The 26,765-nt window shown below is 35.6% G+C and carries 28 protein-coding genes; 5 read left to right on the top strand and 23 right to left on the bottom strand.

Going from position 1 to position 26,765, the window contains the following annotated elements; genetic code table 11:
- Positions 1-78 precede the first annotated feature (78 nt).
- Positions 79-495, bottom strand: a complete 417-nt coding sequence (locus tag P163_RS06510; RefSeq protein ID WP_034888849.1) for an HYC_CC_PP family protein — start codon at positions 493-495, stop codon at positions 79-81.
- A 140-nt stretch (positions 496-635) separates the two neighbouring features.
- Between P163_RS06510 and P163_RS06515 the strand changes: the two genes are divergently transcribed.
- On the top strand, positions 636-1,901 hold the full coding sequence (locus P163_RS06515; protein ID WP_034888851.1) for a thiolase family protein: 1,266 nt from the start codon (positions 636-638) through the stop codon (positions 1,899-1,901).
- A gap of 14 nt (positions 1,902-1,915) precedes the next feature.
- Here the strand turns inward: P163_RS06515 and P163_RS06520 are convergent, their stop codons facing one another.
- From P163_RS06520 to P163_RS06615, 20 genes are all read right to left on the bottom strand, one after another.
- Positions 1,916-2,740 (bottom strand): NHL repeat-containing protein, encoded by an 825-nt coding sequence (locus P163_RS06520; RefSeq protein ID WP_034888853.1) that lies wholly within the window; start codon positions 2,738-2,740, stop codon positions 1,916-1,918.
- Entirely contained in the window at positions 2,733-3,044 is a 312-nt protein-coding gene (locus tag P163_RS06525; RefSeq protein ID WP_051931167.1) for a heavy-metal-associated domain-containing protein, read from the bottom strand. Before P163_RS06525 ends, P163_RS06520 begins: the two co-directional genes overlap by 8 nt.
- 11 nt (positions 3,045-3,055) lie before the next feature.
- Positions 3,056-3,904, bottom strand: coding sequence for a transporter (locus tag P163_RS06530; RefSeq protein ID WP_197055429.1), 849 nt, complete (start codon positions 3,902-3,904; stop codon positions 3,056-3,058).
- On the bottom strand, positions 3,847-4,203 hold the full coding sequence (locus P163_RS17820) for a hypothetical protein (RefSeq protein WP_051931168.1): 357 nt from the start codon (positions 4,201-4,203) through the stop codon (positions 3,847-3,849). The genes P163_RS06530 and P163_RS17820 overlap by 58 nt, the downstream gene beginning before the upstream one ends.
- Positions 4,204-4,212: 9 nt before the next feature.
- Positions 4,213-4,698 (bottom strand): heavy-metal-associated domain-containing protein, encoded by a 486-nt coding sequence (locus P163_RS06540; RefSeq protein ID WP_034888857.1) that lies wholly within the window; start codon positions 4,696-4,698, stop codon positions 4,213-4,215.
- Between the two features lie 27 nt (positions 4,699-4,725).
- Positions 4,726-5,430 (bottom strand): hypothetical protein, encoded by a 705-nt coding sequence (locus P163_RS06545; RefSeq protein WP_231556170.1) that lies wholly within the window; start codon positions 5,428-5,430, stop codon positions 4,726-4,728.
- A 173-nt stretch (positions 5,431-5,603) separates the two neighbouring features.
- Entirely contained in the window at positions 5,604-5,930 is a 327-nt protein-coding gene (locus tag P163_RS18105) for a four-helix bundle copper-binding protein (protein WP_081891306.1), read from the bottom strand.
- A 75-nt stretch (positions 5,931-6,005) separates the two neighbouring features.
- Complete coding sequence (locus P163_RS06550; protein ID WP_034888861.1) at positions 6,006-6,275, bottom strand: thioredoxin family protein; 270 nt, start codon at positions 6,273-6,275, stop codon at positions 6,006-6,008.
- A 136-nt stretch (positions 6,276-6,411) separates the two neighbouring features.
- Positions 6,412-6,780, bottom strand: a complete 369-nt coding sequence (locus tag P163_RS06555; protein ID WP_034894027.1) for a metal-sensitive transcriptional regulator — start codon at positions 6,778-6,780, stop codon at positions 6,412-6,414.
- Positions 6,781-6,926: 146 nt separating this feature from the next.
- Complete coding sequence (locus tag P163_RS06560) at positions 6,927-9,239, bottom strand: multicopper oxidase domain-containing protein (RefSeq protein ID WP_034888863.1); 2,313 nt, start codon at positions 9,237-9,239, stop codon at positions 6,927-6,929.
- Between the two features lie 33 nt (positions 9,240-9,272).
- The gene (locus P163_RS06565; RefSeq protein ID WP_034888865.1) at positions 9,273-10,187 is read right to left on the bottom strand and encodes a DUF3347 domain-containing protein; all 915 of its coding nucleotides are present in this window, start codon (positions 10,185-10,187) and stop codon (positions 9,273-9,275) included.
- 96 nt (positions 10,188-10,283) lie between these two features.
- Positions 10,284-10,643, bottom strand: coding sequence for a hypothetical protein (locus P163_RS06570; protein WP_034888867.1), 360 nt, complete (start codon positions 10,641-10,643; stop codon positions 10,284-10,286).
- A 200-nt stretch (positions 10,644-10,843) separates the two neighbouring features.
- Positions 10,844-11,386: a hypothetical protein gene (locus P163_RS06575; RefSeq protein ID WP_034888869.1), complete on the bottom strand. Its 543-nt coding sequence runs from the start codon at positions 11,384-11,386 to the stop codon at positions 10,844-10,846.
- Positions 11,387-11,713: 327 nt separating this feature from the next.
- Positions 11,714-12,196 carry a YybH family protein gene (locus tag P163_RS06580; protein ID WP_034888871.1) on the bottom strand — a complete coding sequence of 161 codons (483 nt, stop codon included), beginning with the start codon at positions 12,194-12,196 and terminating at the stop codon, positions 11,714-11,716.
- 18 nt (positions 12,197-12,214) lie between these two features.
- Positions 12,215-12,775, bottom strand: a complete 561-nt coding sequence (locus P163_RS06585) for a potassium channel family protein (RefSeq protein ID WP_034888874.1) — start codon at positions 12,773-12,775, stop codon at positions 12,215-12,217.
- A gap of 405 nt (positions 12,776-13,180) precedes the next feature.
- A complete protein-coding gene (locus tag P163_RS06590) occupies positions 13,181-13,747 on the bottom strand; it encodes a DUF3347 domain-containing protein (protein WP_034888876.1) in 567 nt (188 codons plus the stop codon).
- A gap of 16 nt (positions 13,748-13,763) precedes the next feature.
- Positions 13,764-14,216: a heme-binding domain-containing protein gene (locus tag P163_RS06595; protein ID WP_034888878.1), complete on the bottom strand. Its 453-nt coding sequence runs from the start codon at positions 14,214-14,216 to the stop codon at positions 13,764-13,766.
- Positions 14,217-14,280: 64 nt separating this feature from the next.
- The gene (locus P163_RS06600; RefSeq protein ID WP_034888880.1) at positions 14,281-14,886 is read right to left on the bottom strand and encodes a DUF3347 domain-containing protein; all 606 of its coding nucleotides are present in this window, start codon (positions 14,884-14,886) and stop codon (positions 14,281-14,283) included.
- A gap of 509 nt (positions 14,887-15,395) precedes the next feature.
- Entirely contained in the window at positions 15,396-15,812 is a 417-nt protein-coding gene (locus tag P163_RS06605; RefSeq protein ID WP_034888882.1) for an HYC_CC_PP family protein, read from the bottom strand.
- A gap of 1,158 nt (positions 15,813-16,970) precedes the next feature.
- A complete protein-coding gene (locus P163_RS06615) occupies positions 16,971-18,302 on the bottom strand; it encodes a site-specific integrase (RefSeq protein WP_051931170.1) in 1,332 nt (443 codons plus the stop codon).
- Between the two features lie 1,455 nt (positions 18,303-19,757).
- Here P163_RS06615 and P163_RS18550 point away from each other — a divergent pair.
- The 4 genes from P163_RS18550 (at position 19,758) to P163_RS06640 (ending at position 22,510) form a co-directional block, all read left to right on the top strand.
- On the top strand, positions 19,758-19,940 hold the full coding sequence (locus tag P163_RS18550) for an alanine acetyltransferase (RefSeq protein ID WP_231556171.1): 183 nt from the start codon (positions 19,758-19,760) through the stop codon (positions 19,938-19,940).
- 10 nt (positions 19,941-19,950) lie between these two features.
- Positions 19,951-20,793: a zinc-binding dehydrogenase gene (locus P163_RS06625; protein ID WP_231556172.1), complete on the top strand. Its 843-nt coding sequence runs from the start codon at positions 19,951-19,953 to the stop codon at positions 20,791-20,793.
- Positions 20,794-21,255: 462 nt separating this feature from the next.
- Entirely contained in the window at positions 21,256-21,684 is a 429-nt protein-coding gene (locus P163_RS06635) for a DUF2231 domain-containing protein (protein ID WP_034888890.1), read from the top strand.
- A gap of 103 nt (positions 21,685-21,787) precedes the next feature.
- The gene (locus P163_RS06640; protein ID WP_051931171.1) at positions 21,788-22,510 is read left to right on the top strand and encodes a rubrerythrin family protein; all 723 of its coding nucleotides are present in this window, start codon (positions 21,788-21,790) and stop codon (positions 22,508-22,510) included.
- Between the two features lie 76 nt (positions 22,511-22,586).
- Here P163_RS06640 and P163_RS06645 read toward each other — a convergent pair whose 3' ends face one another.
- Positions 22,587-23,561 carry an NAD(P)H-quinone oxidoreductase gene (locus P163_RS06645; protein ID WP_034888893.1) on the bottom strand — a complete coding sequence of 325 codons (975 nt, stop codon included), beginning with the start codon at positions 23,559-23,561 and terminating at the stop codon, positions 22,587-22,589.
- Positions 23,562-23,789: 228 nt separating this feature from the next.
- Positions 23,790-26,330, bottom strand: coding sequence for an excinuclease ABC subunit UvrA (uvrA, locus tag P163_RS06650; RefSeq protein WP_034888895.1), 2,541 nt, complete (start codon positions 26,328-26,330; stop codon positions 23,790-23,792).
- Between the last annotated feature and the right edge of the window lie 435 nt (positions 26,331-26,765).

Raw genomic sequence — 26,765 nt, forward strand, 5'->3', positions numbered from 1 at the left:
GCGCTTAGAATTATAAGCACAAAAAAATTAGCCCAGAACAGAGGATTCTGTTGGGCGTACGGTATAATTACTTAAAAATCAAATTAGGAAGGTCTGGTCAAGCAAAAGAATATCCCTGACCAGGAGCGGTGGATTATAATTGGCAAAAGGAATTGTTTCTTTATCAAGATCTTCAAAAAGACCTAGATAAGAATAGGTAAACGTAGCAACAAATAGTTGTTGATCGAAAGTTAATTGTTCAAAAGATGACTTCTGTAGTTCATCCATACCTTCAACTACAATTTGATCACTACTACAGCAAGACATCTCTGAAATATCACAAACCTTAGAGAATGTATCATCCTGCAAATCATGACACCAAGATGCATTATCAAAAAAAGAAAAATCCACTAAATCATCCGCACAATAATTGCTTACCACAGTAAAAGACATTGTGGAAAAAAAGACAATTAGCGCTAGACTAAGGGATAATATTTTTTGGAAACCTTTTTTCATTATTAAATGAAAATATACATATAACTGGTGTTTAATCAAAAATTTAGACGAGCATCTTTGTTAAACCTTTCAAAAAACTTTTTCAAATTCACGAATAATATAATAAAACTATATTATATTGAAATAAATATAACGGTTGTATGAAAAAAGCAAAGGAATCTATATGGTTGATTGCAGGGTTTAGGACACCTTTCGCAAAAGTTGATAAGGAGCTTAAGGATAAAGATGCCCTTCAATTATCCATTCCCATTGTTCAAGAAATGATGAAAAGGGATGCTATTTCTCCCAATCTTTTTATATGGGGTTCGGTAGCGCCAAATCTTGGCTACAGTAACCTAGCGCGCGAGATACTTATGGATGCAGCATTGGATCAAAGTATTCCGGCTTTTACCACGATTATGGCCTGTAGTACCAGTATGATGGCAGCTATTGAAGCTGCTGGATTGATAACCGAAGAGGAGGTTGCTTTAGTGGGAGGTGTAGAAAGTATGAGTAAGGTTCAGTTAGGTCTGAACCAGAATTTTTCCGACTGGTTGCGTAGGATGTTCCAAAGCAAGACACTTGCCGATAAATTTTCAAAATTAAAAGATTTGAGTTTTGGGGAAATTAAATTGTTTATCCCAAGTGTTACCAACAGAACAACTGGTTTGAGTATGGGCGAGCATTCCGAAATTACCACAAAACGCCTTCAAATAGATAGAAGCCGACAAGACGAGATAGCCCTTAACAGCCATCAAAATTATATTAAAGGAAGAAATAATGGATTTTTTGATGATTTGATTTTACCGTTCGATGGTGATAAAGAGGATACGATTCCCAGAGAAAATACTAGTTTGGAGCAGTTATCCAAACTCAATCCTGTATTCGATAAGGAGTCGGGGAACGGTTCATTAACTGCGGGTAATTCTTCTTTATTGACCGATGGTGCTGCAGGATTATGGGTTTGCGGCTCAAAAGCAAAAGAGAAATTTCCTGACAACTCTTATGCTACTCAATTAGTAGACTGGGAAATCGCCGCCGTAAATATTGAAAAAGAAGGGCTGTTGATGGCTACTACTTTTGCTATTCCCAGATTGTTGGAAAGACATAAACTTCGATATGATGAAATTGACCTATGGGAAATACACGAAGCATTCGGAGCACAGGTGATGGCTAACATCAAATTGCTTGAAGATAAAATGCACCTTAAAAAAGTGGGGGTTTCATTTGAGTTCGGGTTATTTCCTTGGGAAAACCTTAATCCTAACGGTGGGAGTATTGCCATTGGTCACCCTTTCGGAGCAACTGGTGCAAGAATTATTAACCAGGCAATCAAGGAACTGGCACAAATGGGACCTGGTAAAAAAGCGGTAGTTAGTGTTTGTGCCGATGGTGGACTGGGAACGGTAATGCTATTGGAATCCTAAGGTATGTTTTTGAACTATTTCGGCGTATAAAGAGTAATTGAATTCTCCTTAAAATTTGTGATGTACAATTTATTATCATCGAATAAAACATCCGTAGGATAGTTGATATTGGCGGTAAGGGTTTGCTGTAATGTTCCGTCCAGGTCGTAAATTAGTACCCTACTGTTTTCTTGGTCGGTCACAGCAAAGCCATTTTTATTGAATGCTATGGCCGAAGCTACATTTAAGCCATCTGCTTTTCCGATTACGTTTAACGCTTTTCCATCAAAATCGAAGACCTGTATCCTGTTGTTGTACGCATCGGCAACATAGACTTTGTCACCCTTGATTTTCACATCTATGGGATAATAGAGTTCTCCATTGTCGTGACCTTCTTTTCCTATAAATGTAACCTGTCCTTTTATTTGAAGGATAACCCGATGATTATAAAAATCGGCAACCGCAATGGTATCGCCTTTTACGTTGAGTCCTGCAGGTGCTTCAGGTTTAGCATTAAGGGATAATGATGATTTTTTTCCGTCTTCAAAAACCCAAATGGAATCTGTTAAAAATTCTGGCACATATAACTTCCCTTTATTAAAATCGATGTTCATCGGGCGCTTGATGTCTACAATGGAATCCAGCACCTTACCGCTTCTGTCTATTTTAAGCAACCTAAATTGTTCCGGATCCGAAAACCAGAAATCGTCACCGGTTTTCACTAAGGCAAGGGGACGGGCTATTTCGGGTAGTTCTATTTTACTTTTAAAAGCCCATTCCTTAACTTCTTCATCTTCTTTTTCTTCTTTACAGCTGAAAAGCAACAAGGAGAAAACGAATACTAATAAAAATTTATTCATCGCTTTCTTTTTTTATGGTGCCTGGGGTAAAGCCTGCTTCTTTTATCTTTTCACGGACAGTGTTTTCTGAGATTTGTTTTCCCTTTGCAATTGTTAGAAGTGCAGTTCCTTCGTTAATAACTATTTCAATGCCTTCAACTCCATCTATTTCTTTAAGGTTTTTTTCTAGGCCATAAGCACAATAGGGGCAGGCCAGGCCATCTACTTCAATTGTAATTTTACCCTCTAATGGGGATTTGTCCGTTTGTGCATTTGTTGTCATAGAACCAAGTCCTATTAACAGTAATATCAATAACTTTTTCATTTTTTCTATTTTTAAAAAATTAATATTCTAGTTCCTATTCTTAAAATGTAATTTGTTTGTTGACCCCTTGGAGAAGCATCTGCCAAAGGAATTTGAATACCCGATTCAAAGAGTAATTTTCTTCCCGCTATATATTGAATGCCTGGGGACAAAAATAAATTGTTTCCAACATCATCGAATACATAATTCCCATTAAGCTCCAAAAAAACATTCAATTGGTTGGGTGGATACTTTTGTGGTAAAAGCGGGTAGCCAAAAGCGATATTGTATATCAGGTTATCTGGTAAACCATTTCCAGCAAGATTGTAGCCCACTTCTCCATAAACACCATATTTAGTGGTTACATACCCATTAACTAAGCTTAAAGTTGTCTGGTATGCGCCAGACCCCAGCGCAGGCATTTTGCTTGTATTTCCCGTAGGAAATGTTTCGGTTAATTTAATTAGACCTCTTAGAGTAGTACCTTTGCCATCTTTTTGATATAACTGGTATTTTGTAAATAATTTTAAATCTCCAAAACCAGATTGGGAATCCCCAGCGTCTGGAGAAATAGATAAATATGGCACTACCGCATCTACCTGCCATTTGCTGGTAATGTTATAGGGCACAACCAAAACCTGGGCATAAGCATTCGCATTCTCTTTGGATATAATATTGCCAAAAGTGCGCACTCCACGTCCTTGCACACCCAACATTATTGGGGTATCCGTGAAAATGGGAGGGCCTTGTGCCTTCATTTTCAAACCCAATAGCAGCATTAGGATGATTAGAAATATCTTACTCGTAATCCGCTGATAAGCCATTAATCGAGGAGAAAATTTATAACAATCATTATGAATACCAAAAAAGTTGTTGTCCATAATATCCATTTATTTTTAGTTGAATTTAGAGCACTTTTCTTACAACCACATTCACTTACATCTTTATTTTCTCCTGAACTTTTTGCTTTGGAAGTCCCATAAGTATTGTAAAATGCAAAGCCTAAGGATAGAAAGGATACTCCATATAAATATGGCCTGATGGGATGTAACCATTCAAAATTGGAGGACATGCCCGTAAAACCTGCAATGCCAATTAAAACAGCAGGGGTCCAACAACACAAAAAGGGGACTCCTGCCGTTAAAAGGCTCGTGCCCAAAAGCGCGTTTTTCTTTAGCATTCTCAAATATTAAAGAATCTCGGTTAGTTTAATTTTCCAATGTCCTGATAAATTACCATCTTCCTCATCTTGAACGATCCCTTTTAGCTTTACCGTTCCTGCCTTCAACTTTGAATTTAAATCGTCTGAAGCACCAGTAACGATACTATAGGTTTCCGTGCCGGTTTCCAGTTCATAACCACTATTTTTATTTATCAGTTTTCCCTCTATGACCACTTCCGCTTGTTTAGCGGAGAAACCATTCTTCTTTACTTCCTCTTGGATTTGTCTCAGACTTAAACTGTTATTTTTAGAAAGTTCCAGATAGGCTTTCCCATCATTAAGGCTCACCCTTACATTTTGCAGACCGTCCATTTTTTTAAGGCCACGTTCAAGGCCATACGCACAAGGCGCACAATCCATCCCAAAAACTTCCTGATCTACTTTTTGGATTTGAGCATTGGAGCTAAAAGTTCCTAATACTGCCATTATCATAATCAATACTACTTTTTTCATCTTTTTAATTATTAAAATTTATTTCTATTATAACCAGTAACTCAAATTAATCGCGACTCTGTAATTTTCCTTTACCGCACTTGGGGTCAAATCCTGTACCACCGGAAACAAAGCTCCAAAGGAAATTCCCCAAGCTCCGTACAATCCTAAAAAGGAAGGCCCCACTAGAACTTTTTTGCTTCTTGAATCGGTAAAATCCTGCTGTCCCAGATAGCGGTTGTCCCCTGGAAATTCAGCAAGGCTTTCTACAAAGACCCTCCAATCGGGTTTGGGATAATCTCCCTTAAAAATATCTGGGCGATATCCAACAACAGCACTGGCATAAGGGAGGTCACCAAGCTGCTCCTGGTCCCGTTCAAAATAATACTGATATCCACCACCCAGCCACGCATACCAGGTACGGGAGGCATAACCGGTAGATATAGCTCCGTGAATTGAATTCCCCACATTCACCTGACCCCGAACATCATCGGTAGGAGCTGATACCCCTAAAATGGCTGTAGATTCAAAGCGTTTCCCCACCCCAAAGGCATTGGAAAAAAACCGGTACCATAAAGAAGCTTCAATATCACCATTGGCTGGCATATTGCTATTTCCACGTGTTCTGGAAGGATTATCCAAACGCTCGATCATTGTAGGAGTGGTAAGGTTGATCTGCAAATCTTCGGTTATACCATAAGAAAATAGGTAACGCATCATATAAGAGGTTTCGTTCTCTGTACTTAGGCTCATCCCGGCGACATTTAAATTCACGCCACCCTTTGCAAGGGTTGGTGTCGGGACACCATACAAGGGCCCGTGGCCTTGAGCATTTATGGTTGAAATTGCAAATACATTTATAATGCTAATAAAAATAATTTTGAAAATCGGATTGGGAATAGCCATACTTTTCACGTTCTCAAAGGTTAAGCTGCCATTTTTTTACAGCTTTCTGTACACTCTCTACATTTTTCTGCACATTGCTGGCATACTTCGCTATCAAATTTTGCACATTCATCGGCACAGGCTTTACATAAATCTGCACAAATGGCGCAAACACGTTGTGAGTAATCGGACTGGCTGGCCAATAGTTGTACACAGGCAGTGCATAGTGCAATGCAATCCAGGCAAAACTGGTGGCATTCTTTCATATCGGATTCACCCAAGTGCTGATCCAGGCAAATTCTTGCCGCTGTAATACAGGCGTTGCAATCATCGATACATTTTTGTAATTCTGAACTTAATGGTTTCATAATAATATTGGTTTTAGTTAATCCCTGTCTATACGGAAACAGAGACTTAAGTTAAAAAGGCCGTATCCTATTTCTTTATGCCTGTCCTATTCCGGCTTCTATCAATTTTTCTTTGGTTATGGCCGAATCCTTACAGCAATCCAGCAATTTTCCATTTACCGCCACGGCAGGGATCTTCGTGATATTGTATTCCTTCATTTTGCTAAGACAGGATTTATCATCGCATTGTTTTACAAGGTCATAAATTTGCACTTCGCAATTCTCACAGGCCAGTTCTTTGACCATATTTACAACGGGATCACATACTGGGCAACCAGCTGTGAATATTTCTATTTGTCTTTTCATAATAATTCAGTTTAAATTTTAAATTTATTTTAATACTTCAAAAGTACTACCCAACCCCGGGTGGTCACCAAATAAAAAAAGGCCTAATTTTCATTAAGCCTATTATTCTGGAATTGATATTAAAATGTGTGGTACGTTATGAAGTTTCCGTGGTGTCGGTGTTAATTCGCTTTCTAAGAGCATCAATCTCTTTCATTTGAGAGGTTAGTGTATCGAGTTCCAAATTTGGGAACTGTTTTCGTATAAACTCAATGCGGTCTTCATTACCACAATCGCCGGGACAGGCTTCTACGGTTTCAGAGATTTTTATGGCTAGGGCCTTTCTATAAGTTTCATCCAGTAAAAGAAAATGAGCCTTATCCAATCCTTTTTGAGCTGCTTTAAATTGAAGAAGGATTTTATCGGGATCTACCTCTTCATCAAGCATTTTTATGAGTCCGCCTATTTGCCCATTTATACTTTGTAACCTTGTTTTGATGTCTCTACTTAAGTCTTTTGGTATCATCATTTATTTTTTAGAATAGCAAATGTAAAGGTCCTCCTCGGGTGGTCTCCAAAAATTTAAGTAGGTATTTGCTTAAAAATAATCATTTTTTACTTTCGGCAATTCCAAAATATATTCATTATTAATACTTTATCACCAGATTGGATTTAATAATTAAGGTTCAATCCAACCCCAAATCCCATATCGCTATCGTAATGTGTGGTGATTCCCATATTTCGCGTCGCTATATATCGTAATCCTCCCATATATTCCTTGTCCGTATTCCACATTAGATTCATACGCAACCTTGAAGTTATAGGAATGTCATTACGTTCAAATTGCAGTCTGACGTTGCCATCTGAAAATATTTCGGCTTGTGCCATTACAAGCATTGGCAAGGTATAATTGACCCCTAGACTTAATAGAGAACGTTTGTCTTTTGTGTTTTTTTGACCGAAAAGATTTTCCTCTATTTCATTATGGGCCAATTTTCTATAACGCCAATCAAAGCCAACAAATGGCATCAGCCATTGCATTTTCCCTATATATCTCCCTATATGGGTTTCTGTTTCGTATCCGTGCATATCATTATAACCTAAACGCCATTCGGTTCCTAAACTCCATCGCGTACTTTGAGCCATTAACTCGCCATCATTCCCATTGGTTGCAAAATCGTTTTCTGCCATCCAGTGAAAGGTTCTGTCATCACCCTTTAATTTCTTTAATGCCAATTCTGGATTTGGAATCAATGGATTGGGTTCCTGGTTTTCATAGCTAAAAACCCTGCCCATACCACTCATCATATGGTAAAGGATGTGGCAGTGGAAAAACCAATCGCCTTCTACATTTGCCTCAAACTCGATAACGTCGGTTTCCATAGGCATAATATCCACCACGTTTTTAAGGGGCGCGTACTCTCCTGGGCCGTTGAGCAACCTAAAGTCGTGACCATGCAAGTGCATCGGGTGGCGCATCATAGAATTGTTGTACATGGTAATCCTCACTTTTTCGCCCTTTTTTATTAGGATTTTATCGCTTTCAGAAATTACCTTGTTGTCCATGCTCCAAACGTAACGGTTCATATTTCCCGTAAGTGTAAAATGCAGTTCCTTTACAGGTGCGTCCTCGGGAAGTGTAGTAACTGTAGGTGACTTCAACATGGCGTAGTTGAGCGTGGTGATGTCTGAAAGTTCATTGCTTTTGTACATTTCCCCATCCATTCCTGCCCGTCCGGCAGGCGGGTTCATTCCCTCCATCCCATCCATTTGTTCCATATTGTGGGCTGGAAGTTTTTCGGTCTTCATTTCCATTTTCTTATTTTTTCCTTTAGCTGCTTCGCCTGTTATTTCAGGATACATCACCACATTCATATCCATTTGCTGCATACTCATTTTCATCCCCATTTGGTCCAAATCGCCATTCATTTTCATCATTCCGTTCATCATTTCCATACCTTCAAAGTATTTCAATTTTGGTAGTGGCGAAGTGAGCTGTTTAATTCCACTTCCCAAATAAATAGAGGCTGATTTTGTTCGGTCTTCAGGGGTTGCCAGAAATTCAAATGCTGTATTATCAGCAGGAATAGTGATAACGACATCATAAGTTTCAGACACTGCAATGAGCATTCTATCAACCTCCACGGGCTCCACATCATTCCCATCATTGGCAATCACGGTTATTTTTCCGCCGGCATACGTAAGCCAAAAATAGCTCGAAGCACCTCCGTTTGAAATTCGAAGCCGTACCTTATCTCCTGCTTTTAAGTCTTTCAGGGACGTATCCTCATTTTCACTTTTGCCATTGATGAAAAATTTATCATAATAAACGTCGCTCACGTCCATAGCGTTCATACGTTTCCATTCGTTGTGAAGTTTTGTTTTTAGGTGTCCCTTTTTTATGGCCTCTGCATAGCTTTGGGTCGTACCTTTTTTAATTGCAAACCAGTCGGACGCGTTGTGAAGCATTCTATGTACATTTTCTGGTTTCAAATCTGTCCATTCGCTCAAAACTATGGGAATGGTGGGCAAATCGTCAATGCCTTTTCTGAAGGTTTTGTCGTCTGGTCTTTTATTCAGAATCATAGAACCATACATTCCAATCTGTTCCTGAAGCCCAAAATGGCTGTGGTACCAATGGGTACCGTGTTGTATGATGGGGAAGGTGTATTTATGGACAGTGTGTGGTGGTATGGGCATCTGTGTGAGATACGGAACACCATCTTCCTTATTGGGCAAAAATAGGCCGTGCCAATGCAGGGAAGTTTCTTCATCCAACTCATTGTGAACATAAATTTCGGCGATGTCGCCTTCGGTAAACGTGAGTGTTGGCATAGGTATTTGCCCATTGACCGCAATGGCGCGTTTTTCCCTGCCCGTAAAATTGACAATGGTATCGCGCACATAAAGATCATAGCGCACTATATTTTGTGCTTGTAGGGAGAGAGTCCCCAGAAATAAAAGCACGAAGATTATTTTTTTCATTACGTTATCGAAAAATTATATTTTTGGATTATTTCAATTTTTATTATCAATGGTTTCCACAGTGGAGCCACAGCTTAACATTTGTGAACCGTAATACGGATTTTTAATGGTCTTGTCCTTGCTTAACCAATTGGCATCCTGCATTGGGCAGTATTGATAGTAAAGGGTTTCTTTGGAGCTGTAAAATGGTATGATTTCATGCATATTTTTTGACAGAGCCTTAAATTTTTCCCGTTGCTTACCGATGTCCTTTGTTTCCGAAATACTTTTTGCAGCATCCATTATTGACGGCATTACTTTGATCACAGCGTTTTGTTCTTCCGTTTTAAGCGATTCTATTTTCAGGGCTTTTATTGCGTTCAAGAGTTCTGCCGCCTTTGCAGTTGCTGTAGTGGCATTGCTTTTTATTAAGGCATCGTTTATTGCAAAATAATTATCGAATACTGCATCCAGTGCGTTAGGCTTCATCATTTCGGGCATCGCCATATCTGTATGGTTTTCAGAAGATGGCATATCCATTTCCATCTTGGTTTCGGGCATTTCCATACCTACCCGTCCGGCAGGCGGGTCCATTTTAGTGTGGTCCATAACCATTGCAGGTGCTTTATTCAACCTTTCATATTTGCAACATTCCGGAAGTTGTGCATAGGCATTGTCTGGAGCCAGAAATTGGTCATTGTCATAACCTGCCAGAGCAATACGTTTTAATATTTCGTCCCGATTTGTTTTTTGGGAATCGTAGGTTATTTCCGCCATTTGGGTGTCTTTGTACCAATTAACGTTAGCCGTATTTTTATTGTTTCCAGCATTTTCTATTGCAGTCTTACACATATCGCAGTTACCGAAAATCTTTACAGTTTCGGTTTGTGGATTTTTAATTTGGGCGTGGCCCGAAGTAACTGATAGCACTACCGATAGTACTATCAATATATTGAACATTGATTTCATTTTAAAAAATTTTAGATTATTGAAAAAGCTAAAGAATACAAGCAAAGTACTGTATTCAAAAAACGACAGCCTAAGTACTACTGTCAAAGAAAAGGATTAGCTTATTTCTGGCGGTTGCCAGATGGAGAGATATACTTTATTTGGAGTGTTCTGAATGTAGGTTTGGTCAACTTTCGACACATACATTAACTTAGTACTTACCTGTTCAGAATCATTGATATAGAAATGAGTACTGATCGAACTTGGAAAATGGCAATAATTGATGTTACACAATCCCACACAACCATTATCATCATTATCACAGCATGATTTCTTTTCAGAATGCGTGTCTTGGTTTGAACAAATATGTTCTTCAGTTTTAGAAGCCTTTGATAAATTTCCTAATACTAAAACTGTACTGGTGGGAAACACCAATAACAGGATAAATAAGGCAATTATGGAAGTTTTGTTTTTCATCTTATTTCTATCTCAAAGATAGTTATATTAAATCAGATGTTGTTAAATATTATTTGCAAGAAACTATCGAATACTAAACATTTCTTATGGGGTAAAATTGTAAGTGTCACAACTCGGTTTTCATCTGCTTCACACTTTAGATATGTTATTAAAATTGGTACTTTATCATTTTTTATTACTAAAACATAAAAAATACATTCTCATTCCAATTTCAGCACTAATTGGGCAAACTGCACATCGATACTCTTATCCAAACCTTGTATTAAAGAATCCAAACCCGTATTTGAAACCAAAACCTGTCCTGTTGCACTTAATAGGCAAGACATACTTAATCCTTGTTCTATATGGGTAATGGTTGCTTTAAATTGTGACTTATAGGTTTTTCCTTGATATGTGACATCTACCAACCAATTAAAATTGATAGGTTCATGCCGGTTTGATAAAAAATCCACGGATGGAATAGTACCCGTAAACCGAAGGATTAACGGATCCTTCTGCTCTTTTAGAGTCGTATTTATTTCAGGAACATTGGTTGATAAGGTTTTAAGGTCCAGAATCCCCTTTACCACTTTAGTATCATAATCAAGATATAATACCAGGTTATGGCTTTCTGCTTTGATAGATTTACTGTCAGCCAAAGTCATCATCTCAATATGGCCATCTTCAGTTTTATAAATCTTTTGGGCCGCAACCTCATAAAATGTTATTAAAAGTACTGTGAATATTAATAGTTTGGTTTTCATAATGCTTGTTGCTACTAATTGTTTTCTACCTAGTTAAGAGCTTCTACTATTTGGATTATATTGAACTATTTGGTTCCGGGAACACTTTAATATTCCTCAGTACGCCAATTTTTTTTGATTCTACTTTCGAAAAACCATTCGGCTATTAAACCCAAATAGTTTAGAAAGTTTTTGCTTTTAACGTCCTCGATAATTTGAAAACACTTCTACGAATGAACCTAAATGCTTTCAATCTTTGGTTATTGTCAACAACCCAAGTATTGTAAACACTTTCTGTGTCAATTTTATATTGATGGATTAATTAAGGAAAATTGCTCATTGTTGCTGTCATTTCGTGTTTCTTGAAGACGTATGTGTTTTGATGATTTTCCATTTGCCATCCATCTTTTTTAAGATAGAAGTTGCCACTCCTTTTTTCTTTATCGTTCTTGAATCGCCTTTCTCATCTGCTTTGAGGACGATGGTATAAATATAGATCTCGGTAGTAAATGCATAAGGTGCATCTACCTGTACATCAATTTCATAATCTGAAAATTCAAATTTTTTGAAATGTCCCAATTCCGGCCCTAAATGGTGTTCTATATAGTTTGCATAAGAACCCTCCACACCTCCTGATTCGAAGACTTGGGAATCCTCGGTAAAAAGATTGAACGTGCCTTCGGTTTTCAAATTTTGAATGGCATCCTTGTAGTTTTTCATCACAGTGATAACCGCTTCGGTATCTGTTTGTGCTTTTGTTTCCTGTGCATTGGATAAGCTGAAAGTTGCAATGAGAATTATTACGAGTGTAATTGTTTTAATTGTTTTCATAATTTTAGTTTTAAATGGTTATTTATTATCAACGTGTATTCTATTAATGTTGGCAATGCCAAAGACCAGCACCAAAAAGCTCAAGAAAATCTCCATCATTACCAATAGCTTGCCCGCAATGGATACTGGAACCATATCGCCATAACCAACGGACGAAAAAGTGATCAAGCTGAAATACGAAAAATCAAAGAATTGCAGTAAAACGGAACTACTAATTAATGTAGCGGTTTTAAAATTTTCAGAATTCAAAACATATAAAGCTTGATAATCTTCCGAAAACGAAAGGATAATTAAAAAAATTAATACACTGAATAAAGTGAGCACGTGTGTAAGCTGGTGACTTTCCCCGATTATTTTACTTAACTGTATTAAAGTGAGTCTAACGATATAAAACGTTTTAATCAAAGCCAAACAAACAATTAAAAGAGATAGAACAAGGTTATCAGAATTCGCATCAACCCATAGTGTATAACTTAAGGATAGCACAATAACTGTGCTTACAGTAAGTAATACCTTTTTAAACAGTTGTTTATAAAAACCTGTTTTTCTAGAGGTATCGTCATTGTTTTCAATAACCATTTTATCTTATTCTTTTAACTAAATATTTGAAACACTAAAGTCCCAATAATTACGGCGGCTAAAATTGCATACATAATGTAATTAAACCATTTTTTGAAGCCTCCTTGCTTCTGATCCTTTTCGATACCTGTTTTGCAACAATCTTTCATCGGATTCTTTTTTTTCTTTTTTTTAGTGCCTAAGCAAGAGAAAAGTCTTTACTAACCAAACAATGAAAAAAGTTTCCCTTTCTCTCTATTAGGACTTTAATTTGTGCCTGGCACGGGAAGGAATTAACACTAACCTTTAATATTGTTTTCCTTCCCATGATAGGGCTTTAGAACTATTCATATATTCTTATCATATTACCTCCTTCTATAAACTAATAAACCAGGATAGTTAAAAGATTTTTAAGGAAGGGTTTATCTAATTAATAGTCTTTTGAACTTTCCCACATGTAGGCATTTTGCTTCCGTAATATGGATTTTTCACTTCATTGCTTGTGCTCAACCAAGCACTTCCTTTATCATACATTGGGCAAAACTGTTCGTAAAGCGTGTTTTTTGTTCCTGTAATGGCAACCATATCTGTTATGTCCATACTTAAGATCTTAAAATGCTCACGTTGGTGGTCTATCGCACTTTTAATGATATGCTCGGCATGCTCGGTAGCATCTTCAATGATATCGGCCAGCTCTTTTTGGTTTTCTTTTGAATAGCTGCTGGCATTAAAAGCCTTTAGGGAAGCTACCAATTTGGATCCTTCTTGGGCTGCTTTTTTGGTGTCATCTGCCACCAAAGTATTCTTTAAGTTGAAATAGTCACTTAAAATCGCCTCTGCCTTTGCATCACTTTTCATATTCGCCATTTTACTATGATCCATTTTCATGTCTCCTTTCATATCTCCGTGTTCGTGATTCATCTTTTCCTGTGCATTTGCAAAAGAAACTGCCATCAATAACATTGCTGCTATACTCATTTTTAGATTTTTCATTTTCTTGTTTTTAATGTTATAAACTATTTTTCAACTGGGCCATATACGCTATAATTTCAGATTTTTCATCTTCGGAAAATTTTGCATCCGCATGAATAATTGTATAAGAGTCCAGTGGCATTTCATCATCTTCAATTTGACTGATAATTGACCTTAGCTTGCTGTTTTTTCTTCGGTCTGAATATTCATCCCATTCATTAAAATTTAACTCAGCCTTTCCTTCTTTTATATGATCTTCCAGAAACCAGGCAACCGGTTGTACTTTATTGTACCAAGGGTAAGCGGTATTGTTGCTATGACAGTCATAACAGGAGACCTGAATTTTGTTCTCTATGTTGGCTGGCACATTGTTAACAACCATAAAATCGGTGTGAGGGACAACGTTGCTTTGGTTGCGACTGGTAGGGAAAAATTGGATGGCTATAAAAGCTACCAATAGAATAAATGCTATGATTTTTGGAATCTTCATCGAAATATTCAATTAAACCTACAAGTATTCCCCTGAAGGGCGAGGAATACCTTATAGGTTATGATTAATTAATCTCTTTTTGAACTTCTCCACAATTCATCATTTTGCTTCCAAAGAACGGGTTTTTGATTTCTTCTGTACTGCTAAGCCATTGAGCCCCTTTCTTGTTATTATACATTGGGCAAAAATCCTGGTACAACTTCTTATCGGTTCCAGTAATAGCAATCATATCGATAACATCCTTGCTGAGAATATCAAAATGCTCTCGTTGATGATCCATAGGACTTTCTGAAATATGTTCGGCTTGTTCCTTTGCATCTTCAATAATATCGGTCAATTCTTTTTGCTCCTCAGAAGAATACGAAGTTTTATCAAATTTTTCAAAATCCGATATCAACAGACCCCCAGCTTTGGCAGCTTCCTCTTGATTATCTGCAACCAGGGCATTTTTAATTTTGAGGTAATTATCAATAATAGCTTCGGAAGCACTGTTGCCTGAATTGTTTGCCATTAACCTTTCTGAATCACCATTATTAGTTCCATCTTCCAGCTGCATTTCGCTTGACATTGGTATGGGAGCTTCCTCCTTATTCCCATCTTTACAGGATATTGTGGTGAGCGCTAACACAGCCATGGTTAAGATTCCCATTTTTATACTTGTCTTTTTCATTTTTGATCTATTTTAAATTGATTATTGTTTATTTTAAAAATTTTCTTTCGATTGAAAATTTGTTTCTTATTAGAGATTTTATAGGACTTTGTTCCAAATATTCTTTTATTCTGATTTCTACTTTGAAAAACCTTTCATACAGAATTTTCAAGACAGCCTTGCGCTTTTTTTGGTTTTTTTGCCCGGTGCAAAAAACATACAGTATTATAATTCCTAATTAAAATCAACCAATCCCTTTCGTTTATTATACTATTTAATTTTAAAACCTTTCGAAAACCCAAAATGTGGGTCAATGTTCCTGAAAAAATATTTAACGAAATAGGATAGTTAAAAACTTTAATCGAAATTTAGGGAGAATGGAAAAGAAATCTTTTAATAATTATGGATCATATTTATATAATTTGATATGGATAATCTCTTTATTTTATAAAGTGAATCCAAAACCGGAGATTTCACAGGGCAGAATTTCCCATATTTCAAACTTTGGGATGGGGTACTGCTGTGTTAGATCAAATTAAATACGTCTCGTGTAGTTTTTGCACATCCCGTATGAGAAAGGGCGGCGAGTAATTTTTGAAAGGGATGACATTTTCATCAAGTCCCTCAAATAAATTGATATATGTATAGAAGAAAGTAGCAACAAATGTTTGTTGCTCAAAAGTAAATTTATTGAATGATGACTTCAAATCATCATGACCATCAACCGCTATTTGCTTATCCGAACAACAGGACTTTTTAGAAAAACCCTTTTCGCAACTTTTTTTGGATTGTTGTTTTTCCATTCCGCAGGTCTGGACATTTTGCACTAAAGAAAAATCAACCAGTGCCTTTCCACAGAAGTGCATATCAACTGTGAATGACGTGGTAGTAAATAGAACTCCAAGCGCCATACAAACAGACAATACTCTATGAAAGTTGTTCTTCATAAATGTAAAATTAGGTAATATAAACTTATAAGAGTGTCTTTTAGTGAAATTTTGATCTTAAGATCAAGAATTTTAACAGTCCCATTAAATATTTTAAAGCTCTTTCATTTATAGAATGTTGAGAGTGTTTAAAGTATAGTGAAGCTCATACTATTGACCACGTAATCTGAAAGCGATGAAAGTGTAAATTAGGTTTCTTGAGTGTTAATTGAAAACTTATTGGATTAAAGGGAATCCGACACTACTTGAATAACCAAGTTCTTTTACGATTCTTCGGAAAATTTTTTTTGGTGGATTGATAATAAAACTAAAAACGTAGTTTGCTAATTTTTGTAATCTTCCGCATCTAATATTCCCATTCTAATTAAAAAATTTAGAAAGTACAGGGTATTGCGTATTTGGCAAATAAAAATGCGATTTGCACATAACCCCTAAATTTAAAAGGTCATTTCATCCTATAAATAAATATTCTTTATCAAAGGTGGTTGCGCTGGAAATGGTTTCTTGGATAAATGTTACTTTAGTAACGACTTTTCTGACTTCAACTATACAAGCCTGAGATATAGATTTTAGGTGCGAGGTAAAGTATCATTAATCTTACATGCAAAGTTTGATTTAATTCAAACTTTTTAACATCGGTAATTTCACAAAAGTCATCCCGGATTGGTTCTGAATCCAAAGCGTATATAAATCCGAATGGTGTATGATAGATTATTTCTCCCAAATTATAAGTTGTGTTACCAGAATTTATCTTACCCTTTAATTTTCGGACTTTTTTAGAAATCGTATGATACATAAATATCCTGATATTTAAAGGTAGGCCTTTAGAAAACTTGTTCAAATTCTATTTGTCAAGGCATTGTATCCATATAGGCGTACTGTATAACCGCCTCAATACCATCTGTGGTATGACGGTTGCAAGAGTTGCCTAAATAATAATGGCCTCCACCTAGTTTGCTCCGTATACGTTTGCCATATAAAGAATTTTTCTTTTCGTGAAGGTGCACCGACTTTTAAAAAATTCAGGGTTAGGATTGAATGATCCGTAAGGCAGTAGCGAGAAGACCTCAAATGTAAGTTCTCTTTATTTGTAATATATAATACAAATTCCAAATTTCTCCAAGCCTTTTTTAGTAATAATTTCAAGTACAAATAAAACTAAAAATTCACAACACTATCCAAAGCATCATCTGCATCTCTATGGACAAAATTTGCCTGATAATTCAAGGTAGTTTTTAAATCACTATGTCTATATAGTTTCTGAAGCATCAATGGATGGATTCGGTCACCAGCAATATTTCCGAAACTGTGTCGCGCGATGTGATTAGATAAATTTTTGTCAATGTTGCATTCTGTAGCGATGCACTTCAAATACTTATTAAAGAGTTTAGTAGCATTTCTTGTTTTCTTAAATATATCCTCAATATTAGATATCTCTACAGATCTAAGAAATGGAAAAACATAACCATTGTTTTCATCCTTACCTTTTTTGTATAGATTTAAGATTTTAATTGCTTTTTGAGGTATTTTTAAACTAACGGGCTTTTCATTTTTGTGCATCACATAAAGAAGTCTGTCATCTTTAAAATCTGACCATCTTAGTTGAACAGCATCGGAAATTCTAATACCTGCAAAATAAAACGCAATTAGCCACACGTTTTTGGTATGCCAAATAGAAGTATTTGGTTCTAATTTTAAGATTTCAATTTTTTCAATTTCTTTAGAAGTAAGACCAATTTTATGGCTTGAACCTATACGTATTTTTTCTTTTTCTCCACCAAAGGGATAGAACTTCGCATCAACAACCCCAGTTTTGATAGCTTTGTTAAATAAGGTACGAATGAAGATAAGTTGATTTGTAATCGTACGAGTTTTTTGTCCTAAATAAACCAGACAGAAGTCTTTGTATTTATCTAGGAAAGCTTCGTTTATATCCTGAAATTTTAGGGATTTATTCTTTTTGAATTGCTCTATGGAATCTATAAATGAATGGTTGCCTTTTCGTCCATTGCTAACTCGCTCTTTTCTGCGAAGCTTTATTTCTTGAATGCTGATTTCTTTTCCCTTGGCTATGTTAAAGTTTAAAAACTCTTGTAAGTTGTAAAGAATAGATAGTTCAGATTTTACTACAGAAAATGTGCCCCGCTCATATTTGTTTTTTATTCTATCTGTAGCGACAGCGAAGAATGATTTAGAACCTCCTGCACCTTTTAATTTTTGTTTGACTTGATTAGTTGTGAGTTCTATCTTAGAATCGAAATATATATCATTGGCCTCAGTTAACTTTTTCAACAGGAAATTGTTTAGCTTCTGGGAATAAGGATGTGTTCTTTTTACTTTTCCTGCGTTTTTATCCCAATCCTTTTCCAATACATATTGTCCGATAAATTTATAGCTAGTTTTGTAATTGTCGCTAATTCTCAAAGTGAGAGGGGCAGTGCCGTCCTTTCTTTCTTTATTTTTCCTTCGAACAATTTTTATACTAGCCATAATATTATATATAGTTGTATAAAGATAATCAAAAGAATAAAAAGGGGTACAGAATAGGTACAGAATAATTTGGTTTTAAACCATTTCTATTGAATATATAAAATATTTTAAACACTGGTAATCATTGTATTTGCTGGGTTTTGATATATTTTAATATATACTAACTTCAATCTCATAACCCGAAGGTCACTGGTTCGAGTCCAGTTCCCGCTACTAGGAAAGAAAGGCTTCACAAAAATGTGAAGCCTTTCTTGTTTCTAATTGGTACAGAATATACAGCTTTTTAAATAACTCGGTATAACAGGTATTTATCGGGTTTAACAGTTTTATATCTTGTCGTAAAAATTCACTTTCTTTCGTCGATTCCAATAAAAGAGCATTTCATTTTTTTCTTTAAGCCTTTTATACGCTAAGCTTTTTGGCTAATCTCCACATTCATTAAGTTTATTCATTATAATTTTTTTTCAGAAAAACTATATACAATAGTCCTTGTGTTACATTCGTGAATATATACGGTTTTATCTTCATTCCAATTTGGAGAATACTGATCTTTATACACTGGATTTATCAATTTAATATTGATAATTTTTTTCCATCCTTAATTAAGCCTTGATACTTTCTAAAATAAGAGGGATACCGATTTTCACTTCTCTCAAGATAGTTTTCTAATTCATAAACTTCTTTAAAAGATAAGTTGTAAATATTATAAGTTTCTCGATATCTTAAAGAGAAATATTCCTCACAAAGAATAACTCCTTCTATTCCTTTGTAATTAATTTCAATATATTCTTCAGAGTAAGAATGATTGAAATAAAAAACAATAAGCAAAATATATAATTTATTGATTATCAAAATTTCTATGGTTTTTTGATGTAGTGAAATAAGTTACTTTAATTCTAATACTATTTTCAAAAGCAACTTAGATTCATGATTTTATAAATACTTTATCTGTCAAGATATTATAAACATTTCATCTTATCTGAAATATTGGATCCAAATCTTATTATCTTTTTCCCATTAGGTTTATATTATTGATCTAAAGTTTGAGGTGTTTTAATTGAAATATGTTTTTGATCTACTTTTACAATCCATACTTATTTTCTAAAATGGGCATTATGAAGTGCCCTAGATCTTTTAGTTTTACATAGAATTTATATAATTCTGGATTTTTCATTTTTAAATAGATCTCCACTGTTTTCATGCGATTACTTTATTGCTTCCATTTCTAATAAATTGAGGTTCAATTTCTTCCAATTTTAATTAGCGTAGTAATATTGTTTCTTCAGATTAAATGCATAACTGATATTCATCATGTTTTGGCGCTTAGCCTTCCTATAACTTAGCTGTACGTAAATCACTGAATATCAATTATTAAAGAATAGCTGAGAGATGTCTAATAAAATGTTATCAAAAGATAAAATCCATTCCAATAATTCTTCTACTCTTAAAAAAACTATGAAAGGTCTTGTATATGGTGGTCCTGGGAAAATATCTTACAAAGAGGTTTTAAAACCCGAGATAAAATTACCAACAGATGCTATAGTAAAGATACTTAAGACAACTATTTGTGGAACAGATTTAGGAATTTTTACACGGCAAAACTCCAAGCGTAAAACCTGGCACCACCTTAGGGCATGAAGGTGTAGGTGTGATAGAGGAAGTAGGTGCTGGTGTGGTTAATTTCAAGAAAGGGGATAAGGTGATCATTTCATGTATCACCGCCTGTGGTACCTGTGAATATTGCAAAAAACAAATGTATGCTCATTGTAAAGACGGCGGATGGATATTGGGGAATCTAATTAATGGTACGCAAGCAGAATATGTTAGGATCCCACATGCGGATAATAGCCTTTATGAAGCCCCAAATGAGGTGGATGATGAAGCTTTGGTTATGCTTAGTGACATACTTCCTACGGGTCATGAAATAGGAGTAATAAATGGATGTGTTAAACCAGGTGATACGATCGCCATAATAGGTGCGGGTCCAATTGGAATGTCTGCTCTGCTAACAGCTCAGTTCTATTCTCCTTCCAAAATATTTATGATAGATCTGGATGAAAATCGTCTGGAATTGGCAAAAAAATGGGGAGCAACAGAAACTATTAATTCTGGTTCAGAAGATGCCATTAAAAAAATATTGACTGAAACTGTTGAGGGTGTAGATGTGGCCATAGAAGCCGTAGGTGCTCCTGCAACTTTTGATATCTGCCAGCAGATCGTTAAACCAGGAGGGCATATCGCCAACATTGGCGTACATGGAAAAAGCGTTGAGCTAAAAATTCAGGATTTATGGATTCAGAATATTACCATCACCATGGGGCTTGTAAATACAAATACAACTCCCATGCTTCTCAAAACGATCATTTCAGATAGAATCCAACCTCAGAAATTAATTACCCACCACTTTAAGCTAGAAGAAATTATGAAAGCTTATGAAGTGTTTGGTAATGCTGAATTAGAAAAAGCCTTAAAAATTATACTGATCAATTAGAAATAAGAGTATAGTAAACGCGGGTTAAAGCATTTGAAAGTTTTAAATGTCAGTCTAAAGGGAAGTTGTAACTCAAATAAAACGTATTAATGATGAGCGAAATTTTTCTGATTCCCACGATTGTAATTCATGATGAAACCTATTGAGGCAAAGCGGTACGAGTTTTTAAAAAAAAATCTAAAAATTTGTGTCTGATGGCCAATTTTATCTAATCTTATATCAGAATGGAAATAACCATAAACGTGGAACCAATATTAATCCAAAGAATAATAAAAAACTTGGATTACAACCGTATATAATACATCATTGCAGCCTTTTTGATATTGTTAATTCTGCAATGAGTCTTCAAAATATTCAAGCTGAGGTTACAACTAGCGATCTATATAAGAATCTAGTTTTTTATCAGCTCAGTTACCGGCCTTAAAATGCTGCTCGAAAAACAATTTTAAAAAACATCAAATTATGTTCACAGCACCACACATACATGCTATGGTTATTCATTTTCCCATCGCCTTATTATTAGCGGGATTTCTATTTGAATTATTAAGCCTTTTAAGCAAGAGTCATTTTGTTAAAAAAGCATCATTTTGCTTATTGCTATTAGGAGCAATTGGGGCAATTGTAGCCTATGTGAGTGGTAGTTATGCTGGAGATGGAATGACAGACGGTATTCTTCAGGAACCATTGGAAATACATGAAGAAGCAGCAACTATTACCCTTTGGTTGGCAATTATCACCGCGCTAATTAGAGCTAGTATGTATTTTTTTAATTATCAAAGAACTTGGTTGAAATGGTCAACTTTTCTTTTGTTTCTCGTGTTGGTAGCCTCTGTTGCCAGAACGGGATATCTGGGTGGCGAATTAGTATTTAAACATGGTGCAGGCATATAATTGGAACTTCCAGATTTTGGGGATCCATCAGCGGAATAAAAAAGGTCTATAATAATCGTTATCTGAAATATAATTTCAAAATAATTTTAATAATAATAATACCATGAAAAAATCAATTTTAGTATTCTTAGTAGCAGCGTTCTCTCTTACAACATTATTTCAATCTTGTAATGAGAAAATCGAAAAGAAAACGGATTCCAGCGAAATTGCGGAAGCAGAAGCAAGTTCAAACTCAACAATAGATGAAAAGAGTCAAGATCCGCAACAATTAACTATAACAAACATGCATGATGCATATAAAGGCGAAACCACAGCACATTTTAAATATGCGGCTTATAGTAAAAAGGCAGCAGAAGAAGGACATCCCGAAATAGCATTGTTATTTAAAGCAGCGTCTGGTGCAGAGCTTATTCATGCAAATAACCATAAAGTGGTTTTGCTAAGAATGGGAGAATCCATTCCTGAGATCACTCCTGAATTCTCAGTAAACACCACTGCAGAAAATCTGAAAGAAGCCATTGAAGGAGAAAGTTATGAATTCAATACCATGTATCCTAACTTTATAAAAGACGCCAATGCTGCTGGTAATTATATGGCTCAAATTAGTCTTACTTATGCCTATAAAGTGGAACAAAAACATCGTGACTTTTATATTGAAGCCTTGAAGGCTTTGGAAGCAGGAACAGATAATACCTTAGCAACAGTTTACTATTTATGTCCGACCTGTGGGAATACCTACGCAACTGTAGCACCTGCAAGGTGTGAAATTTCTATGACAGATTCTAAACTTTTTATCAAGGTTACAAGTTCATCACCCACTAGTTAACTGTATAAAATTACCTAAAAAAAACCCTTTCAGGAAACTGAGAGGATTTTTTAGTTTTGCGTTGATTCAATTTTCTTTAGTCTATGGTGAGCAGGATCTTACCAATATGCTCGCTGCTTTCCATTAGCTTATGTGCTTCTGCAGCTTTTTCTAAAGGAAACTTTTTATAAATAATAGTTTTGATCTTTTCTGAACTAAAAAGTGGCCATATATTCTTTTCCACCTCTTCGGCTATTTTGGTTTTTACTGATGCATCTTGAGGCTTAAGAAAGCTTCCTGTCATAGTAAGATTTTTACTCATTATAGTTCGTAAATTGATATTTACGTCATTACTCTTCATCCCATTAATATTTATAAGTCTCCCTTTTTTATTAAGAATATCAAGATTCTTTTGAGTGTAATCTCCTCCAACCATATCTAAGATCACATCTATCTTTTCGTCTTTTAAAACTTCTTCAAAAGCTTCTTTTTTATAGTTGATAGCTTTTCCCACATTCATATTATTTAAAAATTCGATCTTTTCGTCGCTCCCTGCAGTAGTAAAAGTTTTAGAACCCATAGCTTTTGCCATTTGCAAGCCCATAGTGCCTATTCCGCTGGTTCCTCCATGAATTAATAATTTCTCTCCTGGTTGGAGATTCCCTAACTGAAATACATTAAACCAAACCGTAAAGATAGTTTCCGGTAGTGATGCTGCATTTATAAGACTCACACCTTCTGGAATTGGAAGACAATGTGAACTTTTTACTGCAACGTATTCTGCATAACCTCCGCTAGCAATTAATGCGCAAACTTTATCACCAATTTTCTTATTATGTACATTTTCACCAATCTCCGCTATTTCTCCAGATACTTCCAACCCTGGAATTAACGCTTCCGTAACTCCTTTTCCGTAAGCTTTGGTATTCTTTCTGGTAATAACATCACTACGATTAACTCCCGCTGCCTTTACCTTTATAAGAACTTCATCTTTTTCTATACTAGGTTTAGGAGTTTCTCTTATTTGTAAAACTTCCGGACCTCCAGATTTTGTTATATGTATTGCTTTCATTGTGTTTATAATTTCATTTAGCCTTAAGAAACAAAAAAATTTATAGCTCTGTTATAAATAAAACTTAAGGTTTTTATTTAACTGATCTTATTTTTTAAATAGTTATCAAGCTTCTTATATAAAGATCTTACACGTGCTGCTTTTACTTAAATTTATAAAAAAAAAAGACAGAACCTTGGGGAGGGCTCCGTCTTAAATTTCTGATCTTCTAATAAAATAAAGTTGAGGCTATTGATTACCTTTCAGAGTTCGATCTAGATATTTAGCAGTTTTACTTTGCTTATTTTTTGCTACATTTTGAGGGATACCTTCTGCTACAATTTTCCCTCCTTCATCTCCTGCACCTGGACCAATATCTATTACCCAATCACTTCCGGCAATAATTTGCATATCGTGTTCTACAACAATTACCGTATTTCCAGAATCTACTAACCTTGCTAATTGCAATTGTAGCTTTTCAACATCTGTAGGGTGAAGTCCTGTAGTAGGCTCATCTAACACATATAGTGTGTTTGCTCTATTTACACGCTGAAGTTCTTTAGACAGTTTTATTCTCTGCGCTTCTCCACCGGAGAGTTCTGTAGCTGGTTGCCCCAATCTTAGATAGCCTAGTCCTACATCTTTTAAAACTTTAAGAGTACGATAAACTCTATCTTCATTTTCAAAGAATATTAAAGCCTCATTAACGGTCATGCTTAAAACGTCTGCAATATTCTTACCCTGATATTCTACTTCCAAAGTTTCTTCATTATATCTAGTACCATTACAAACCGGGCATGGAGCATAAACACTAGGTAGGAATAATAGTTCTACCATAACAAAACCTTCTCCATCACAATTTGGGCATCTCCCTTTTCCTACATTAAATGAAAATCTTCCAGCATTATATTTACGAGATTTCGCCAACTTTGTAGAGGCGAATAATTTTCTAACTACATCAAATAATCCTGTATAGGTTGCTAAATTAGATCGAGGAGTTCTTCCAATTGGTTTTTGATTCACCACTACCATTCTTTTAATATGCTCAGACCCTTCCGAAATTTCACCACCCAAAGTTTCGATAGTTTCGTTTTGAAGTTCATCCTCTACCTCATCTTCTATCACGGGAGATTTCCCTAAATGATTAGCGATCAATTCTACTAAAACCTGACTTACCAAACTGCTTTTTCCGGAACCAGATATTCCAGTAACGCTTGTTAAAACTCCTATTGGGAAAGAGACATTTAGATTTTCTAAATTATTTCTTGTAACTCCTTTCAGTTTTAACCATCCAGAGGGTTCTCGAGCGGTAAGTTGTTTAAATGGAAGCTCATTAAACAAATGTTCTCTGGTCTTAGATCTAGCAACTTCTTTTAATCCCTTAGGAGCGCCACTATATAATATTTCTCCACCACCTTCTCCGGCTTCTGGACCAACATCTACTATCCAATCTGCGTGGCGTATAACATCTAATTCATGTTCCACTATAAATAAAGAGTTCCCTGTGGCTTTAAGGCCATCTAATGTTTTTAATAATGCTTCGGTATCTGCGGGGTGAAGTCCGGCAGATGGTTCATCTAAAACGTATACTACTCCAAATAAATTACTGCGTACTTGAGTTGCAAGACGCAACCTTTGGTGTTCCCCAGGAGAAAGGCTAGGCGTATTACGCTCTAAAGACAAATACCCAAGTCCTAATTCTATTAATACATTTACGCGAGCAACAAGATCTTCTGCAATGCGTTGCGCTACCATTCCTTTTTCCTGATGTTTTTTAATTAATTGTATTAATGCAGGAGCAGTACCATTACTATAAGGTGTAAAGATTGAAAGTAATTTTTTTAAAGGTAGTCTTGATATATCTGCAATATCATATCCTTCAAAAGTTACAGATAGCGATTCTTTACGTAGTCGCTTACCATGGCAACTAGGACATTCACTACTAAGCATATATTTTGATACTCGCTTTTTCATTAATGCGCTTTGCGAATTTGAAAACGTATGGAGTATATGTTTTTTAGCACCAATATAGGTTCCCATATAACTTGGCTCCATCTTATTTTTTATTGCTTTCTTAACTTCTTCTTTCCCAAGATCTCTATACACAGGAACTTGTGGCTGTTCATCTGTAAATAAGATCCAGTCTCGGTCTTTTTTAGGAAGATCTTTCCAAGGCACATCTACATCGTATCCTAGCGTAACTAAAATATCTCGAAGATTTTTACCCTGCCATGCTGTTGGCCATGCATCTATAGCTCGTTCTCTTATTGTTAAGGTATCATCTGGAACCATACTGCTCTCGGTAACCTCATAAACTCTACCAAGACCATGACAAACAGGACACGCACCTTCTGGGGTATTTGTAGAAAATGAATCTGCATATAATAGTGATTGTCCCTGTGGATAATCTCCTGCCCGAGAATATAACATTCTAAGTAAATTAGATAGCGTGGTTACAGATCCTACAGAAGATCGTGTAGATCCAGAACTTCGTTGTTGCTGTAATGCTACTGCTGGAGGTAAGCCTTCAATTTGATCTACTTCTGGAATAGGCATTTGATGAAATAGTCTTCTTGCATAAGGTGAGACAGATTCAAGATATCTTCTTTGAGCTTCGGCATATAAAGTACCAAATGCTAGAGAAGATTTTCCGGAACCAGAAACTCCTGTGAAAACGACTAATGCATCTCTGGGTATATCTAAAGAAACATTTTTTAGATTATTTTGTCTAGCACCTATAATTTCAACAAATCCTTCTTTGTTCGTCTTATTGTCATGTATATAATCCATAGTAACGATTGGACAATAAATATACCAAGCCCCTTTAAATTTGAGCTATCCCATATCTTTTAGTAAAGTTTAACGAATTCTAATGTTTGGGGATGTTTTAATTTGAAGATGATTTAATAAAACCAATTTTGATCTTATAACAGCTAATTTTTGAACTATGCATTTTTAAGAAAATCTCGATTTGACCTTGATCTGGTCAAACCATTTTATGATTTTAAAACTTTTCGTACCATTAAGAGCACTTTACATTAATTAACTAATAATCTTTAATTTATGTGAAAATTTTACCAAATAGTCTTACTCTAAACACTACTTCTGATAATTTTGTAGACCTGAACGTTCTTTCTCCTTTATGAAGGCGTTCAGTGAATTACAATTCGTTAAAAACATAATTTCAGGTCTAGCGCTTTGCTAATATCTATTAATCTTAAACAT

This window comes from Gillisia sp. Hel_I_29 (assembly GCF_000744275.1).
Classification (GTDB): domain Bacteria; phylum Bacteroidota; class Bacteroidia; order Flavobacteriales; family Flavobacteriaceae; genus Gillisia.

What these genes read in the sequence shown, in the direction of transcription:
- P163_RS06605 (WP_034888882.1), bottom strand. Translation starts at nt 15,812, where the DNA reads ATGAAGAACAACTTTCATAGAGTATTGTCTGTTTGTATGGCGCTTGGA.
- P163_RS06540 (WP_034888857.1), bottom strand. Translation starts at nt 4,698, where the DNA reads ATGAAAAAAGTAGTATTGATTATGATAATGGCAGTATTAGGAACTTTT.
- P163_RS06550 (WP_034888861.1), bottom strand. Translation starts at nt 6,275, where the DNA reads ATGAAAAGACAAATAGAAATATTCACAGCTGGTTGCCCAGTATGTGAT.
- P163_RS17820 (WP_051931168.1), bottom strand. Translation starts at nt 4,203, where the DNA reads ATGCTAAAGAAAAACGCGCTTTTGGGCACGAGCCTTTTAACGGCAGGA.
- P163_RS06520 (WP_034888853.1), bottom strand. Translation starts at nt 2,740, where the DNA reads ATGAATAAATTTTTATTAGTATTCGTTTTCTCCTTGTTGCTTTTCAGC.
- P163_RS06525 (WP_051931167.1), bottom strand. Translation starts at nt 3,044, where the DNA reads ATGAAAAAGTTATTGATATTACTGTTAATAGGACTTGGTTCTATGACA.
- P163_RS06570 (WP_034888867.1), bottom strand. Translation starts at nt 10,643, where the DNA reads ATGAAAAACAAAACTTCCATAATTGCCTTATTTATCCTGTTATTGGTG.
- P163_RS06580 (WP_034888871.1), bottom strand. Translation starts at nt 12,196, where the DNA reads ATGAAAACAATTAAAACAATTACACTCGTAATAATTCTCATTGCAACT.
- P163_RS06645 (WP_034888893.1), bottom strand. Translation starts at nt 23,561, where the DNA reads ATGAAAGCAATACATATAACAAAATCTGGAGGTCCGGAAGTTTTACAA.
- P163_RS06585 (WP_034888874.1), bottom strand. Translation starts at nt 12,775, where the DNA reads ATGGTTATTGAAAACAATGACGATACCTCTAGAAAAACAGGTTTTTAT.
- P163_RS06530 (WP_197055429.1), bottom strand. Translation starts at nt 3,904, where the DNA reads ATGGACAACAACTTTTTTGGTATTCATAATGATTGTTATAAATTTTCT.
- P163_RS06595 (WP_034888878.1), bottom strand. Translation starts at nt 14,216, where the DNA reads ATGAAGATTCCAAAAATCATAGCATTTATTCTATTGGTAGCTTTTATA.
- P163_RS18550 (WP_231556171.1), top strand. Translation starts at nt 19,758, where the DNA reads ATGAAAGGTCTTGTATATGGTGGTCCTGGGAAAATATCTTACAAAGAG.
- P163_RS06635 (WP_034888890.1), top strand. Translation starts at nt 21,256, where the DNA reads ATGTTCACAGCACCACACATACATGCTATGGTTATTCATTTTCCCATC.
- uvrA (WP_034888895.1), bottom strand. Translation starts at nt 26,330, where the DNA reads ATGGATTATATACATGACAATAAGACGAACAAAGAAGGATTTGTTGAA.
- P163_RS06510 (WP_034888849.1), bottom strand. Translation starts at nt 495, where the DNA reads ATGAAAAAAGGTTTCCAAAAAATATTATCCCTTAGTCTAGCGCTAATT.
- P163_RS06640 (WP_051931171.1), top strand. Translation starts at nt 21,788, where the DNA reads ATGAAAAAATCAATTTTAGTATTCTTAGTAGCAGCGTTCTCTCTTACA.
- P163_RS06560 (WP_034888863.1), bottom strand. Translation starts at nt 9,239, where the DNA reads ATGAAAAAAATAATCTTCGTGCTTTTATTTCTGGGGACTCTCTCCCTA.
- P163_RS06555 (WP_034894027.1), bottom strand. Translation starts at nt 6,780, where the DNA reads ATGATACCAAAAGACTTAAGTAGAGACATCAAAACAAGGTTACAAAGT.
- P163_RS06515 (WP_034888851.1), top strand. Translation starts at nt 636, where the DNA reads ATGAAAAAAGCAAAGGAATCTATATGGTTGATTGCAGGGTTTAGGACA.
- P163_RS06545 (WP_231556170.1), bottom strand. Translation starts at nt 5,430, where the DNA reads ATGAGCCTAAGTACAGAGAACGAAACCTCTTATATGATGCGTTACCTA.
- P163_RS06565 (WP_034888865.1), bottom strand. Translation starts at nt 10,187, where the DNA reads ATGAAATCAATGTTCAATATATTGATAGTACTATCGGTAGTGCTATCA.
- P163_RS06575 (WP_034888869.1), bottom strand. Translation starts at nt 11,386, where the DNA reads ATGAAAACCAAACTATTAATATTCACAGTACTTTTAATAACATTTTAT.
- P163_RS06615 (WP_051931170.1), bottom strand. Translation starts at nt 18,302, where the DNA reads ATGGCTAGTATAAAAATTGTTCGAAGGAAAAATAAAGAAAGAAAGGAC.
- P163_RS18105 (WP_081891306.1), bottom strand. Translation starts at nt 5,930, where the DNA reads ATGAAACCATTAAGTTCAGAATTACAAAAATGTATCGATGATTGCAAC.
- P163_RS06600 (WP_034888880.1), bottom strand. Translation starts at nt 14,886, where the DNA reads ATGAAAAAGACAAGTATAAAAATGGGAATCTTAACCATGGCTGTGTTA.
- P163_RS06590 (WP_034888876.1), bottom strand. Translation starts at nt 13,747, where the DNA reads ATGAAAAATCTAAAAATGAGTATAGCAGCAATGTTATTGATGGCAGTT.